General features: G+C 58.8%; 15 protein-coding genes. 1 reads left to right on the top strand and 14 read right to left on the bottom strand.

From position 1 onward, the window contains the following. Positions 1 to 49: 49 nt before the first annotated feature. The 13 genes from THIVI_RS24630 to THIVI_RS08580 all read right to left on the bottom strand — a co-directional run bounded on the left by THIVI_RS24630 (position 50) and on the right by THIVI_RS08580 (position 10,485). The gene (locus tag THIVI_RS24630; RefSeq protein ID WP_157174412.1) at positions 50 to 502 is read right to left on the bottom strand and encodes a hypothetical protein; all 453 of its coding nucleotides are present in this window, start codon (positions 500 to 502) and stop codon (positions 50 to 52) included. Between the two features lie 122 nt (positions 503 to 624). Beyond that, positions 625 to 1,146, bottom strand: a complete 522-nt coding sequence (locus THIVI_RS25660; protein WP_041446856.1) for a hypothetical protein — start codon at positions 1,144 to 1,146, stop codon at positions 625 to 627. A 61-nt stretch (positions 1,147 to 1,207) separates the two neighbouring features. Next, the gene (locus THIVI_RS25655) at positions 1,208 to 2,032 is read right to left on the bottom strand and encodes an IS701 family transposase (RefSeq protein WP_245537407.1); all 825 of its coding nucleotides are present in this window, start codon (positions 2,030 to 2,032) and stop codon (positions 1,208 to 1,210) included. Positions 2,033 to 2,751: 719 nt separating this feature from the next. Further along, entirely contained in the window at positions 2,752 to 3,051 is a 300-nt protein-coding gene (locus tag THIVI_RS23550) for a type II toxin-antitoxin system RelE/ParE family toxin (protein WP_014778216.1), read from the bottom strand. Continuing rightward, complete coding sequence (locus tag THIVI_RS08620; protein ID WP_014778215.1) at positions 3,039 to 3,224, bottom strand: hypothetical protein; 186 nt, start codon at positions 3,222 to 3,224, stop codon at positions 3,039 to 3,041. Before THIVI_RS08620 ends, THIVI_RS23550 begins: the two co-directional genes overlap by 13 nt. A 249-nt stretch (positions 3,225 to 3,473) precedes the next feature. Further along, positions 3,474 to 3,704, bottom strand: coding sequence for a hypothetical protein (locus THIVI_RS08615; RefSeq protein ID WP_014778214.1), 231 nt, complete (start codon positions 3,702 to 3,704; stop codon positions 3,474 to 3,476). Positions 3,705 to 3,737: 33 nt separating this feature from the next. After that, positions 3,738 to 5,570: a V-type ATP synthase subunit A gene (locus tag THIVI_RS08610; protein ID WP_014778213.1), complete on the bottom strand. Its 1,833-nt coding sequence runs from the start codon at positions 5,568 to 5,570 to the stop codon at positions 3,738 to 3,740. 7 nt (positions 5,571 to 5,577) lie between these two features. Further along, positions 5,578 to 6,225 carry a V-type ATP synthase subunit E gene (locus tag THIVI_RS08605; RefSeq protein WP_014778212.1) on the bottom strand — a complete coding sequence of 216 codons (648 nt, stop codon included), beginning with the start codon at positions 6,223 to 6,225 and terminating at the stop codon, positions 5,578 to 5,580. After that, positions 6,222 to 6,593 carry a V-type ATP synthase subunit F gene (locus THIVI_RS08600; RefSeq protein ID WP_014778211.1) on the bottom strand — a complete coding sequence of 124 codons (372 nt, stop codon included), beginning with the start codon at positions 6,591 to 6,593 and terminating at the stop codon, positions 6,222 to 6,224. The genes THIVI_RS08605 and THIVI_RS08600 overlap by 4 nt, the downstream gene beginning before the upstream one ends. Positions 6,594 to 6,603: 10 nt before the next feature. After that, positions 6,604 to 7,053, bottom strand: a complete 450-nt coding sequence (locus THIVI_RS08595; protein WP_014778210.1) for an ATP synthase subunit C — start codon at positions 7,051 to 7,053, stop codon at positions 6,604 to 6,606. Between the two features lie 32 nt (positions 7,054 to 7,085). After that, positions 7,086 to 8,981 carry a V-type ATP synthase subunit I gene (locus THIVI_RS08590; protein WP_014778209.1) on the bottom strand — a complete coding sequence of 632 codons (1,896 nt, stop codon included), beginning with the start codon at positions 8,979 to 8,981 and terminating at the stop codon, positions 7,086 to 7,088. 59 nt (positions 8,982 to 9,040) lie between these two features. Beyond that, complete coding sequence (locus THIVI_RS08585) at positions 9,041 to 10,096, bottom strand: V0D/AC39 family V-type ATPase subunit (RefSeq protein ID WP_014778208.1); 1,056 nt, start codon at positions 10,094 to 10,096, stop codon at positions 9,041 to 9,043. Between the two features lie 71 nt (positions 10,097 to 10,167). Then, complete coding sequence (locus tag THIVI_RS08580; protein ID WP_014778207.1) at positions 10,168 to 10,485, bottom strand: hypothetical protein; 318 nt, start codon at positions 10,483 to 10,485, stop codon at positions 10,168 to 10,170. Positions 10,486 to 10,722: 237 nt separating this feature from the next. On the opposite strand from THIVI_RS08580, the gene THIVI_RS08575 reads away from it, so the two are divergent. After that, positions 10,723 to 11,832, top strand: a complete 1,110-nt coding sequence (locus THIVI_RS08575) for an IS5 family transposase (protein WP_041447215.1) — start codon at positions 10,723 to 10,725, stop codon at positions 11,830 to 11,832. 323 nt (positions 11,833 to 12,155) lie between these two features. Here the strand turns inward: THIVI_RS08575 and THIVI_RS08570 are convergent, their stop codons facing one another. Next, positions 12,156 to 13,394: an AMP-binding protein gene (locus THIVI_RS08570; protein ID WP_014778206.1), complete on the bottom strand. Its 1,239-nt coding sequence runs from the start codon at positions 13,392 to 13,394 to the stop codon at positions 12,156 to 12,158. Positions 13,395 to 13,599 lie beyond the last annotated feature (205 nt).

Raw genomic sequence — 13,599 nt, 5'->3', positions numbered from 1 at the left:
AGGAGCGGCGTTTTTACTGTCCGAGTGTATGTGATTGTTAGTGGATTTATCACATTTCCAGATACTCTAAGTATTTTTCAATTAGGTAAGCAACAGATTTACGTGCTTTCTCAAGTTCGGCTGTTGCTGCGTTTCTGAGCGCACCTACAGCTTTGCCTCTGTGTCGACCTTGTTTGAGCGGAAGGGTATTAGCCAATATTCCAATTTCTTCCCACTCGGCGTTTGTGATGCCTAGTTTTTGTATTGCGTCTTTCTTTGATCCAAACTTCTTGGAGAGAGAATCTCTAACTTCGTATAAATGAACCAACTCATCATCAGGGTCTTTGACTGATTTTTGGTAGCTCTTGAGCATTTGGTCAAGCGTAGCATCGGAATGTATATGATTATCTACAAGAGATGCAAAACGCTTTTGTTTATCTAAACGCTCTCTTTTTGTGTCCGAGACAATATTTCCATCTTTATCTTTAACCACTAAGTCAACTATTCCCGCACTCATGGTCATGATGCAAGATTCACATTCCAGAAAATGATTCCTTTTTCCATCTTCTCGAATATCCGTTCGGGACGGCTTACTCAATTCGAAGTCTTTATTTCTACTTTGTTACTTTAATTCAAACGCATTGACTATCCCGTCGCGGTCAGCTTGTAATAACGCTCGATATCCTTGCGCCTTTGCTCATGCCTGACCCGCATTTGCTGGATTCTTTTTTCGACCGCATCCGGATCGTTGAGTAGTAAAGCGATGATGAGAAGCCGAAGATCACGGCAACTCACCAATGGATAATCGGTTTTGTGCAAAAGACGCTCTTTAACAATAAAGGACAGCGACAACATCACCAGCGCCATATGGTGGTGCCAGGCATTCCATTTTCTGACTTGATAATCTGACATTCCTAATTCGCTTTTGGCTTCTTGAAATGCCCGTTCAACCCAATAGCGCTGTGCTTGCATGTAAGCCAGCCTTTCGATCGGGGTGCTCCGATAATCGACATTACTGAGTGAGTATTTGATCTTGTTGTCCGCGTGATTTCGGCTGATGACCAATACCCGCTCGGTCACGCGCTCCGACTTGCCATCCCAAACCCACACGGGAGCGGTATGAACGGACAGCGTGATCGGCCCTTTGGCCCCATTGCGAACGGCCATCGTGCGCCATTGGAAAGGATAAAGATGGTCGGCATACCATCTCACTTGCGTGGGGTCGCGATCAGCTTGAAGTTTGGTTGGCTTTCGTCCTCGCCCAGCGGATTCCGGAACCGATAGAATGGGTTTGAGGGGGATAGATCATCTGATCGCAATGAACATCAAGCAGAAAATTTAACCCTATGTTATCTAAAGAAACACCAAGCTCTAACCCGTGTCCGTACAGGCCATCACCGCCCACCCAACCAATGTCTACGCCCGCCGCCAGATCGGATTGAATCATCTCCAGTGCGAGTTCGATCTTCGTTTTAAACTGACGTGCCTCTTCAGGAATACCCGCTTGGTCACATCGCTTTAAATCAGCGGTCCAGGACGTTGGAAGGAACAACCGCTCATTAATTAACGTGCTCTGTGATTCCCAAACTAAGCTGGCATAAACGCCTACCTGGCAATTCTCAACCTTACCAATGACACCGGCATATTGCCGCGCGACGCCAACGGAATACTTGCCTTTCTTGAGATGCGCTGACTCATCAATGATGTAGCCGACATCCCGACCGCGATAATTCGGCTGATTCGCATACAGACTTGAGGTGTCTTGGGCGATCGCACCGATGAGGTTTCCCGCCGACCACGGTGAATCTGTGATGAACTGTTGGATCCGTTGATAACCATCACCACCGGACACATCAATTTCTTCGTTGATGCGTTCGAGATTCCGTTTTCCGGCTTCAGTTTTGAGAAGACCCATGATGTAAGCTCGACTCAGTTCATGACCATCAGCTGTTTCGTTTTGAAAAAATTCGTGATAATCCTCCAGATGAGCGGAGAGGTTACCAACCATGTTTTTTAACATCGCATCGGTTTCGCTACCAATCGCGTTAGCCATGATCTGCCATTTCCAAATAAAATTTTCCCTGAAAATAATATTTGAAAATCATAAGCTTATGTCAAGCTAACAAAGTAGAATTAACATCGCATCGGTTTCGCTACCAATCGCGTTAGCCATGATCTGCCATTTCCAAATAAAATTTTCCCTGAAAATAATATTTGAAAATCATAAGCTTATGTCAAGCTAACAAAGTAGAATTATGCGTTATGATCTGGACAGCATGCAATCTACTTTGGATTTTTCGGGTCAATACTTCCCGTATTGAACTATCCGAATGGTATTTCTCGGGATCTATTCTTGCGATTGCAACTCCATCCTTTATCTCTAAATCACCTACATCAAATGGAATTGAAATCGGTTCTTCTAGGTACGTTTCAGGAGAATATTTCCATTCCAATTGGACAGATACAATTTTGCTCATTATCTTGTGCCACTAGCAGCCAGCGTAGGATGGGTAGATCGCATCGAAATCCATCGAATCCAAGCGTCGGCATTGCAGATGCCTCACCCAAGTAATACGCTCCTAGTTTTCCAATAGCACTCTAAGCCAGCGTAGAACCCAGGCGTCGGCATTGCCGATCCGCACCCAAGTCATACGCTCCTAGTTTTCCGATAGCACTCTAAGGTTGAGCATCGGTGCGGTGGTTCGATGGGTTTCGTGACCGATGACCTTCAGTGCGAATTCGAGAGATCGGCGCTCGGTCACTCTACCCATCCTACGCGGGCTTGATGTACCTTTCGATTTCCATTGGGCCGTGGAAAACACCAAGAATTTCGACACTTTCTTTTCTGATGAGATAGGCAATTCTATAATGGCCATAAAGAAGAATTCTTACTTGCCCATCTGGTTCATCACGGTATTTATAGCCGATCTCTGGAAAGCGTTCTAAGACTTGTGTCTTTTCATAAATTCCTTCTATTACGCTCTGTGCAGCAATTGGGTTATTTTCTGAAATGTAATCGTAGATATTTCGGAGCCATGTTACAGCCGCTTCTGTCCACCTTATTTCTGCCATGCGCTAATCCTGCGCTCCATTTCTTCATTTGAAATTGTCTTTCCCTCCCTTGAGTCTTTTAACCCTGACGACACCATTTTCTCAAAAGCGAGTTCTCTGAGGATTTCTTCATACGTTGCATCTTCAGGCTGATTCTGGATCACATCGGCCATTCTTTCCTTCACGGCAGACATGGTTCACCTCTCTTTGTTTTCAGCATAACAGTGAGTCAGCGTAGGATGGGTAGAGCGAAGCGAAACCCATCGAACCCAAGCGTCGGCATTGCAGATCCGCACACAAGTCATACGCTCCCAGTTTTCCGATAGCACTCTAAGGTTAATCATCAGTGCGGTGGTTCGATGGGTATCGTGACCGATGACCTTTAGTGCGAATCCGAGAGATCAGCGCGCGGTCACTCTACCCATCCTACGCGGGCTACAGGGTTATGCATCCGCTCGATGTTCCAGAACTCGCTTGACCATTTCTGGCAACTCGATATTGACAAACATGGATGCTTCGTAGAGATAGCCGTCAGACTCTGATTGGTCCTCGTCAATAATGCGAACCATCTTGTGCGCAGCGGCATCCATATCCGGAAGTACGGGATAAACTTTGCCTAATATCAGGCTTGCGGGGTTGTCTTCATTATTGACACAGATGACAAAATTACTCATCGGATAAACCTCTCGATCTTATGTCAAATGTCGTCAACTTTTTTCTGTCTCCCGCACAGATCCCTCCCCATGCTTCGCATACTCAATCCGAATCGCTTCCATCGCCTGATCGACTTCCTTGCGGAACTCCTGAATCTGATCGAGCTGATCGCTGGTGTACATGGACTTGATCCGTCGCATCTTGGCGAGCAGCGGGAGTCTCTGCAACTCGGTCACTGGGACGCCGAGCTTGATCAGCGCTTCGCCGCGTTTATAGATGGTGATCGCCAGATCGAGCAGGGCGTATTGCTTGGCGGGCGAGCAGAAGGTGTCGATCTCGTCCAGGGCGCTTTGCTGCAAAACGCCTTCCTTGACCAGCGAGGCGCCTTCCAGCTCCCAACGCTGGGCGCTGGAGAGCGCCTCGGGGCCGACCAGGTTGACGATGCGCGACAGCTCGGCGTCGCGCGCGAGCAGGGCGAGCGCGGTGCCGCGGCGCTTCTCCCAGTCCGGGTCGATTTCCTTGTGCCACCACTGCGCGGCGGTGTGGACATGGCTCGAAAAGCTGGTCACCCAGTCGATCGACGGGTAATGACGGGCGTCGGCGAGTTCCTTGGAGAGTGCCCAGAAGGTTTCGATGATGTCCTTGGTGTGGCTGGTGACGGGCTCGGAGAAGTCGCCGCCGGGCGGGGAGACCGCGCCGATGAGGGTGACCGAGCCGGTGCCGGCGTCGTAGGTCTCGACCCGTCCGGCGCGTTCGTAGATGGCGGCGAGGCGCGAGGCGAGATAGGCGGGATAGCCTTCCTCGACTGGCATCTGACCGAGCCGGCCCGAGACCTCGCGCAGTGCCTCGGCCCAGCGGCTGGTGGAGTCGGCCAGCATGACCACGTCATAACCCATGTCGCGGTAATACTCGGCCATGGTCATGCCGACATAGACCGATGCCTCGCGCGCGACCACCGGCATGTTGGAGGTGTTGGCGACCAGCAGGGTGCGCTCCATGAGCTTGCGCCCGGAGTAGGGGTCGTCGAGTTCCGGGAAGGTTTCGAGCACGTCGACCAGCTCGTTGCCGCGCTCGCCGCAGCCGACATAGACGACGATGTCGGCATTGGACCAGCGCGCGATCTGCTGCTGGACCACGGTCTTGCCGGCGCCGAAGGGGCCGGGAACCGCGCCCTTGCCACCCTTGATCTGGGGGAAAAAGGTGTCGATGACCCGCTGTCCGGTGATCAGCGGCGAGACGCCATCGTCGCGGCGCAGATAGGGGCGCGGTTTGCGCACCGGCCAGCGCTGGTACATGCTGAGCCGATGGCTGATGCCCTTATGATCGCGCACGCGGGCGATGGTCGATTCGATGTCGTATTCGCCCGCCGGGGCGATCTCCACCAGATCGCCCGAAACGCCGGGTGGGACCATGATCCGGTGCAGCACGGTCAGGGTTTCCTGCACGGTGCCGAGCACGGTGCCGGGTCCGACCTTGGTGCCGGCTTCCAGCGCTTTGTTGGGCTCGAATTCCCATTCCTTGGCGCGATCGAGCGCCGGGACGCTGATGCCGCGACGGATGTAGTCGCCGGATTCCAGCGCGATCTTCGACAGCGGACGCTGCACGCCGTCGAAGATGCCGCCCATGAGTCCGGGGCCAAGCTCGACCGACAGCGGCCAGCCGAGTCCGACCGCCGGTTCGCCGGGTCGTACCCCATCGGTGGATTCGTAGGTCTGCACAATGGCCTGCTCGCCATTCAGCGAGATGACCTCGCCGAAGAGTCCGAGTTCGCCGATCTTGACCTGTTCGCCGCTGCGCACGCCGGGCAGGTCGATGGTCACGATGGGGCCGTTAATGTCGCGGATGACGCCGACTCTCGAGGCCGTCGAAAAAGGGGTTTCGCTCATGGTCTCATCATCCGGTAAAGAGGTTGCCGGTCTCGAATCCGCCCGGCAGCAGGCGTTCCAGGATGGTTTGCTGAATCCTGGGCTGGAGTCGCGCAAGCCGTCCCTCGAAGGTCTGGTCGACGCGAATACGCCGGTCCTGGCTAGCGATCAGCACGCCGCCGAGGGTGTCGATGGCCTCGGCGGCGGGGGCGAGGGTGGCGGTCTTGCCGGGCGGCAGCGCCTCGGCGATTTGCGCCCAGCGCGCATTGAGCTGGCGCTGATCCTGGGCATTGGCCGAGACGATCAGCTCCGGCGACTCGATGAGTTCGGCCGCCTCGACGATCAGTCGGTCGATCCAGGCCCGATAGGTCGGTTCATCCGCCATGAAGGCGCGCATCCGTTCGGCAAGCATGCGCTCCACGTTCTGCACCAGATTCCAGCGCATCCGGTCGAGATGGGTTTGCATCTTCAGCTCGCTGGCCTGCACACGTTGGCGGAAGCTGCGCTCGGCCAGCGATTTGGCGATGGCTTCCTCGCGCGCCTCGCGCAGCCGCAGACGCTCGGCCGCCTCGCGCAGAATGTTGTCGCGGCTGCGCCCGGCGCGCTCGCGGAATTCGCTCGCCAGTCGCTCCGCGCGGGACAGAATGGCCCGCTCCAGTTCTTCTACCTGATTCACGATGCCTCTCGCTCCCCGGTTTGACCGGATTGTAGGGTGGCGGCGCCAAACAGCGCGGCGAGGCGCGCGGCCACCTCGCTCGCCAGTTTGGGTGGTGCGTTGAGCGCGGGGACGGCGATCACGATGATCCGCCCGCCCTCGCGGCGTACCTGTCGCAGATGCGGGATGTCCTGACTCATCACGGCATCGTCCACGACCACGAAGGCCGTCTCCCGTTTTCTTTGCAGGTCGCGAAGGATACGGTCGACGTCCCGAGGGTCCGGGTTCGGATGGGTCTCGAACCCGATCAGCCGAAAGCCGTCCGCGAGGCGATCCTCACCGAGAAACAACATGCGGGTCGAGGCGCCGGGTTTGTGCTCGATGTCCATTGCGCGACGATCAACCCAGCCGGTTGAGCAACAGAATACTCATGACCAGGCCGTAAATCGCGATGCCTTCGGCCAGACCCAGGAAGATCAAGGTGCGGCCCAGTGCCTCGGGGCGTTCCATGACGGCCGCCAGCGAGGCGGCGCCGATGGGGCCGACCGCGATGCCGGCGCCGATGGTGGAGAGGCCGGTCGGAATCCCGACGCCGAGAATCGCCAGGCCCATGCCGATCGACATCTCGGGGGCGACGGCATGGACGGTTTCGGCCTGCGCCATGGCATCGGAAACGCCCATGAAGAGCAGTCCGAGCTGGGCGCCGACGAAGGCGATCAGTTGCGTGCCCATCGCGGGCCGATACCAGGGACGGATACGGCTGGCGAGGGCAGGGCGAAATTCCAGCGCGATGCCGGAGACGATGAGGCCGAGGATGGCCAGGGACATGAGTGCGACGAGCCAGTACATGCAATGCTCCGTTAGAGTTAACAGCGTTTCTATTATTTGTGTATCGAAATCTGTCGCAGACGCAGGGGCAGGAAAGCATGCCCTTCGCCCGAGAAGTAGCGCGAGAAACCTTCATAATATTGAAGACGCATCACCTGGATCATGACGATCCCGCCTTCGAGAACCAGGATAAACACGTTGCCAAGGATCACGGTGACGATATGTCCGAAACTCCCCATCATGCCGGCCAGGGTAAAGATGGCGAGCGAAAGGGCGACATGGTTCAGGCTGAAGGCGGAGACGCGCAGGAAGGAGAGCGTGTTGGACAGATAGACGATGACGGTGTCGAGCGTTTCGATGGCGACGACCAGCGCCTTCTCGCCGGTCGGCGCGGTCAGGTGATGCCATTGGAAGGCCGCGAGCGTCAGCAGCGAACCGATGACCAGCAGAGCGGGCAGCGTGCCGAAGGCTCCGGTCGTGGCGAGACCGTAGCCGCCCCAAAGAAAGGACAGATAGAACAGCAGATTGACCAAGCCGTGTCGTTCAAGGAGCGCACCCAGCGGATCGCCGATCGCCAGACGGTTGTAGATCCCGAGCAGACAGGCGACCACGATGAAACCGATGCCCCAGCCAAGCGCGACCTTCAGCATCAGGATCGGATCGTGCAGCGGCGACATCCAGAGTGCCGGCAGGATGTCTTCATAACCGAACACGCTACCGAACAGCAGTCCGAAGACCATGGACGAAAGACCGGCGAAGACGCCAAAGAGGTAAAACTTCGGCAGCCTGCCACGCGCCCAGAGCGCGGCCAAAGCAATGACCGCGCCATGTCCGAGGTCGCCGAACATCATTCCGAACATTAACAGAAAGGTCACCGCGAACAGCGGCGTCGGATCCACTTCGCCATAGGATGGGATGCCGTATTGGTTGACCAGCAGGGCGAAGGGGGCGAGCAGGCGGCTTCTGAGCGGCACCGTCGGTACCAGCTTGCGCTCGTCGGGCAGCGGATCGCGACTGGCGAGATCGAAGGGATGGGTCAGCGTCTCGCGCAGAGTCCGCTCCAGCTCCGCGACAGCGGGGGCCGGTACCCAACCCGCCAGATGAGCGAGATTTCCGGCGCTGCGCAGCGAGGCATCCAGGGTGACCAGGGGTTCGGCCAGCATCAGGGTATGACGGGCCGCCAGCAGACGGTCGCGGAAGGATTTGCTCCAGCGTTCCAGATCCTCCTGGAGCGCCTGGCGCTGCGCGGCGATGGCGAGACGCTGGTTCGCGAAATCCTCCTGAAGTTCGGCGGGTTTGCGATCGAGTTCCAACGGAATGGGCAGCGTCTGGAAGCTTGCGGCAGCGAGCAGCGGCGCGAGCGCCGACTCCTTGTCGCCAGGGCCGACGATCACGACATGCGCATGGTCGCCCTGCTGCATGTAGACAGAGAGAATGGAGCCCGCCAGACTGACCGCCCCTTCCAGTTGGCGCAGATTCTCGCGCGGTACCAGACCGACATGGAAGTCCAGGAAGCGCGTTTTGTTGCGCAGCATGCCAAGGTCGATGTTCAGATGGCTGAAATTTTCCAGCGCGGCCTGCTGTTCCTTGATCAGCCGTTCCTTCTCGTCCAAACGGTGAAAGTCTTCCTCATACCTGGAGGTTTCGTCCCACAGACCGCCCAGCCAGACGTTCAGCGCGCTCAGTTCCTCCTGATCCACCACGCGGATCGTGTCGAGATCGGGCGCGGTATCCAGCGGGATGAGCCGGGCGATCTTGGCGTACCGGGACTGGGCCTGGTTGAAGGTCTCGCGATATTCGCGTCCCGGCAGCGCGTCGAGCCGGGACTCTTCCGGAGGGCGGGTATCCGGGTGGAAGCTCTCGGTGGCGGCGAGCGCCATCGACGCCCGCGGCAGATCCTCGGTCAGGACCAGCAGCCGGACGTGTTTCATCGGCATGGGCATCAACATGACTGAATCGCTCGCTCGGTCTGTGATAAACGCTGGTGCGCGCGTCGGACGGTCATGGGTCAGGCGGCACGCGCGGTGGCGCAGGTCGGCGCGCTCAGTTCGATCGCGGCCTTTATGGTCGCGTCCGGGAACTGCAACAGGCGCCCTCGCGCGACCGCGAACAGCATGAGCAGATCCGACTCGCGCAGCATCAGATAGGCGAGTGCGCGCGCAATGGCCGATTGACTGCGCGAGAGTACCGCGCGCATTTCCAGCAGAGTGTAGCTGCTGAGGCGCTGCTGCACTTCGCCGATGCTTTTGCTGTCCGCGAGCAGGGTGTCGAGCGGCGGTGGCAAGGCATCGAGGATGCGCTCGAAGGTGTCGAGGTTGACCAGATGCAGGAGTCGCTCGCGGGTCAGCAGGCGCGTCGAAGGCACCAGTTGGTAATAGGTTTCGGAGGGCGAAAGCTGATAGGTCAAGCGAAACCGCAACAGCCACAGGAGTGCGACGCGGTCGAGTTCCGCGCCCATCAGACGCCGGAGCGAATCCAGATGATGGTTATCCGAACCCATGATCTGACGGACCATGCCCATGTAATAGCGTTGATCGATGGCCGCTTCCAGGGCGAAGGGTTCGCGGTGTTTTTCGTAGACCTCGCGCGCCTGACGGGCAATCTGGCGATAGGGGCCGGTCTCGAGCTGGCGCAACAGTTCCAGCGCGTTCTCGGCGCGGAACAGTTCCCGATGCGGCAGACGGATGGTCTCGGGCAGATCGAACAGGTGAATGCGGATTTCCTGCTGATCCAGCTCGTAGAGCTTGCCGCGCAGCAGCGTTTTGAGATTGAAGAGCGCGTATTTGCGTCCCCAGGCCAGCATCAGCGAGCGTTCGGCGGCGGCCATGGGGCGCGCCAGCACCTGCAATTCCGCCATCAGAATTTGCAGCAGGCTTTGCTCGACGGCGCGCGCGCGCGTTGCGACGGAGGGCTGTTCGTCGAGGATGGCCGATAGATCGAAATGGTCCGCCAGTTCGGCGAGTGTCATCCGCGGCAGTCGCTCGATTTGTTCCGGCGCGAGGAGTCGCGTCGACATCACGGACACCCGCGTGTTCAGGTAGGCTTGCGCGGCGGCATTGCTCATGGCGTGGGTTTTGTCTTCGGTTCAGGCGATGGGCCGGAAGAGGGGTGAAACGGACGCTCGCGCGCGGTCGGTTATCGCTCGCGGCCAACGAGGATCTGGAACGCGGCTTCCATCGCCTCCTCCTCGCGCTGTTCGGCCTGATCGCGTAACTGATTATGCCGCTCGTCGTAGCGTCGGCGCAGCTCGGCGATGTTCTGCTCGGCGCGTTCCTCGGCCTTGGCGATGAAGGAGCGATGCAGATCCGGAATCCGCGCGGTGAATTGGTCGTTGGCGGCCTTGGTGTCCGCCATGGCCTGCTGAATGGTGTGTTCCTGCTCTTCTTCCGCCTGTTTGGCCAGTCGTTCCGCCCGCATTTCGGCGTCGAGCAGTCGTTTGAGGGTGTCGTCCATTGGGATTCGGTTCAATGTCGTCAGCGATATGGGGCGCTACCTTACGCGAAATCCCGAAAAAATGCGCGGATTCGGAGCATGAAGCCGTTCGTGGTTCGAGGGCCTCGCCACGAACGGCTTCAGGAGGCGGCGAACGCCAAGTCATGCTGTGAATGGCTGCTTGAGCTTAGAGGGTGTAGACAAAAATAATTGAGCTGCTATTTGTATACCAGTCTACAACTGAGCTGGTGTGCGCTGATGTCGAAAGCTGGTCGTCCCCCCAAGATTCACGAGGCGGAGCAAGCGGTATTGCGTCAAATTGTCACGGATCGCCCGACCTCCACGCTGTCAGAGATTGCCCGGGAACTCGCGGCACGGACGGGAATCGAGGCTCATGAAGCAACGATTCGCAAGTCCTTGCGGGAGGCGGGCGTCACGCGCCTCCGGGGCGAGAGTGGTCTCGAGGCGCAAGCGCGCGCAACGCCGCGTCGGTATGGGTATACGGATGCGCATCGTCGCCACGACCCCGACCAAAGCTACCCAAGTTGTCTGACCGATGCGGAGTGGGACTTGGTCGCCGCTCTCTTTGAGATGCCGGGCGGGCGGGGTCAACCGCCCCGCGTGTCGCGCCGGAGCATCCTGGAGGCGTGTTGCTACGTGGTGCGCACGGGGTGCGCGTGGCGGATGCTGCCGCACGATTTCGCGCCTTGGCAGAATGTCTACAAGACGTTTCGCCGTTGGAGTGCGGCTGGGAAGTTTGAGCAGATGCATGATCGACTGCGGGGGCAATGGCGCGAACGCGAGGGGCGTGAGATCGCGCCGACGGCGGCGGTGCTGGATGCGCAATCGACCCGCGGCTCGCCGCAGGGTGGACCGAGCGGCTTTGATGCGGGCAAGCAGGTCAAGGGGCGCAAGCGCAGCCTGGTGGTCGATACCTTGGGGTTCGTGTTGGCGGTGAGCGTGGTCGCGGCCAATCTTCAGGACCGCGATGCCGCCTCGGGCGCCGTCGCTGACGCGGCCGCCAAGTACCCCCAGATCAACACGCTGTTTGTCGATAGCGCCTACGCCGGTCAATTTGCCCAAACCACCGAGCAGACCCACGCGATCCGCGTGGAAGTCGTGCGCCATCCAGCCAACAAAAGCGTTGGCTCCTGGCACGTGGACGGGGCGCCTGACCGAGTGGTGATCGCCAACGCCGACGGCTTCGTTCCGCTGCCGAAGCGCTGGGTTGTCGAGCGCACCCATGCGTGGAATGAGCGTGCCCGTCGATTGATCATGCATCATGACCGTCTGCCAGCGGTCTCCGAAACCTGGGTTTGGCTGGCGGAGGCGCGCATCCTGCTGCGGCGGTTGACCACAACGGTTTGATTTTGTCTACACCCTCTTAGAACGTGTCCATCAACTGTTTCCCGACTTGAGCGGCATTGTCCGGCCGCCATCGGGACGTCGAAAATTGACAGTTGCTGAATGACGATCTCACGCGGAGGCGCGGAGTGCGCGGAGAAAGACAGGATGCAGGATGGAGACGGCCTCCACGGGGCCGCCCGATGTCAATCGCTCGGCGTGAGCCGTCATACCTATCCCCACTCTCCGCGTGAAACATTAGAACGTGTCCATCAACTGTTTCTCGACTTGAGCGGCACTGTCCATTAACCGCCTCTCTCTGGGTAGAGCGTTTTCAGGAAATCGCCTTAATCCCAATCCATCGGCTTCCCCAGCGCCGACCTAGGCAACTGCGACCCGATGGTGATGGAACGGGGCTGCTCGGCGGGCGTCAAGCGTTCGGCAAGCCAGCGTTGCAGGCGCTCGGGCAGGCGCTCGGAATCCGGGCAGGCTGGGCCGGGGACGACGAACGCCTTCAATCGTCCGCCCTGTCCGGCGCTCGCCAGACGCACCAGGGCGTCCGCGACCTCCGGATGTTCGCGGAGACAACCCTGCACCCGTTCCGGAAAAACATTGATCCCGCCGATCTGCACCGCTCCGTCACGGCGGCCGGCGACCTGGAATGCGCGGTCGTCGAGCCATCGGACATGGTCCGGAAGCTCGCTCTCCGACGTATCGCCAGCGATCCCCAGCCGAAGGATCCGGTCGTGCGAGCCGGTGACGCGCGACCAGTGCGGCAAAAGCCGGAAAGGGACATCCGACGCCTCGCGGACTCCGATCCCCGCGCTCTCCGAGGCGCCATAGATCTCGATGACCCTGGCAAGACCCGTCGCGCCGAGCAGGCGCCAGACCAGATCAGGACAGGGCGCGGTGGAGGTCAAGGCCACCACGTCGTCCGCCACGGCGACCGGAGCGCGGGTGGCCAGATCGAAAAAGGCCGGATGGCCCAGGATCAGATCGCCGGCGCACGCGCGCCTGAGGACGCTGCCGGGCAGCGTGTCGCGCACGTTTCTCACGGGAATGTCCAAGAGGGCCGGCAGCATGACCGAAAACAGGAAACCGTAGATATGATGCGCGGGCACTGCGCTGAGTACGCGCCGCCGGCCACGCAGCAGGTCGGCAAAGCAGGCAACCTCCTGTGTCAGGAAAGGCATCGGATGGGTGCAGAGTTTCGGCCGGCCGGTGGAGCCGGAGGTCTGAAAACTGATCGCTTCATCCCAGCGGGCGCGGCTGCGCAGGATGAGATCGACCCATTTTCCCAGGTGGTGACTGGCAATGAGGTCGTCGTCGAGACCCGTTTCTTGAAGATGGAACTGAACCGTCACGACCGTGGCCAGATCCAGAAACTCCAGCGAGTCGAGTTCGAGCGTCTCCAGATCCCGACCCAGATCCGGATCGACCCGATCGGCCGCAGTCTCGGCGCTTGTCTCCAGGGCGTTGCGCAACCCGAGCAGGCCAGGCCGCAGACGCGCGACTTCGGCGGCGATCAGGTCCGTTAACAGACGCGAGACATGCTCGCGGGTCCACCAGGGCGACAATGAGATCATAAGCGTGCGCCTGACCGGCGCTTGGAGGGGCGTGGAAATCTTGCGCCAGTATATCATTCAGCCGAGGCGCAACGATCTCGCGACGGTCCACCGGCAATTTTCCCGGACTCTTCGGCGCGCGTGGACAGTTCGGCGGCGGTTCTTTAGAATCCATCCGGATAAGCGCCCTGCCAGCGGCTCTAAATACGATACGTGCTGACGCAGT

This window comes from Thiocystis violascens DSM 198 (genome assembly GCF_000227745.2).
GTDB classification, from domain to species: Bacteria; Pseudomonadota; Gammaproteobacteria; order Chromatiales; family Chromatiaceae; genus Chromatium; species Chromatium violascens.
Note: the sequence above shows the minus strand (reverse complement) of the source record. Positions and strands in the feature narration are given on the sequence as shown.

Bases quoted from the DNA above. Each gene is read 5' to 3' on its own strand.
- THIVI_RS25655 (WP_245537407.1), bottom strand. From the start codon at position 2,032: ATGGCTAACGCGATTGGTAGCGAAACCGATGCGATGTTAAAAAACATG.
- THIVI_RS24630 (WP_157174412.1), bottom strand. From the start codon at position 502: ATGACCATGAGTGCGGGAATAGTTGACTTAGTGGTTAAAGATAAAGAT.
- THIVI_RS08615 (WP_014778214.1), bottom strand. From the start codon at position 3,704: ATGAGTAATTTTGTCATCTGTGTCAATAATGAAGACAACCCCGCAAGC.
- THIVI_RS08570 (WP_014778206.1), bottom strand. From the start codon at position 13,394: ATGATCTCATTGTCGCCCTGGTGGACCCGCGAGCATGTCTCGCGTCTG.
- THIVI_RS08580 (WP_014778207.1), bottom strand. From the start codon at position 10,485: ATGGACGACACCCTCAAACGACTGCTCGACGCCGAAATGCGGGCGGAA.
- THIVI_RS08595 (WP_014778210.1), bottom strand. From the start codon at position 7,053: ATGTACTGGCTCGTCGCACTCATGTCCCTGGCCATCCTCGGCCTCATC.
- THIVI_RS08590 (WP_014778209.1), bottom strand. From the start codon at position 8,981: ATGTTGATGCCCATGCCGATGAAACACGTCCGGCTGCTGGTCCTGACC.
- THIVI_RS08620 (WP_014778215.1), bottom strand. From the start codon at position 3,224: ATGTCTGCCGTGAAGGAAAGAATGGCCGATGTGATCCAGAATCAGCCT.
- THIVI_RS08600 (WP_014778211.1), bottom strand. From the start codon at position 6,593: ATGGACATCGAGCACAAACCCGGCGCCTCGACCCGCATGTTGTTTCTC.
- THIVI_RS25660 (WP_041446856.1), bottom strand. From the start codon at position 1,146: ATGGCCGTTCGCAATGGGGCCAAAGGGCCGATCACGCTGTCCGTTCAT.
- THIVI_RS23550 (WP_014778216.1), bottom strand. From the start codon at position 3,051: ATGGCAGAAATAAGGTGGACAGAAGCGGCTGTAACATGGCTCCGAAAT.
- THIVI_RS08610 (WP_014778213.1), bottom strand. From the start codon at position 5,570: ATGAGCGAAACCCCTTTTTCGACGGCCTCGAGAGTCGGCGTCATCCGC.
- THIVI_RS08585 (WP_014778208.1), bottom strand. From the start codon at position 10,096: ATGAGCAATGCCGCCGCGCAAGCCTACCTGAACACGCGGGTGTCCGTG.
- THIVI_RS08575 (WP_041447215.1), top strand. From the start codon at position 10,723: ATGTCGAAAGCTGGTCGTCCCCCCAAGATTCACGAGGCGGAGCAAGCG.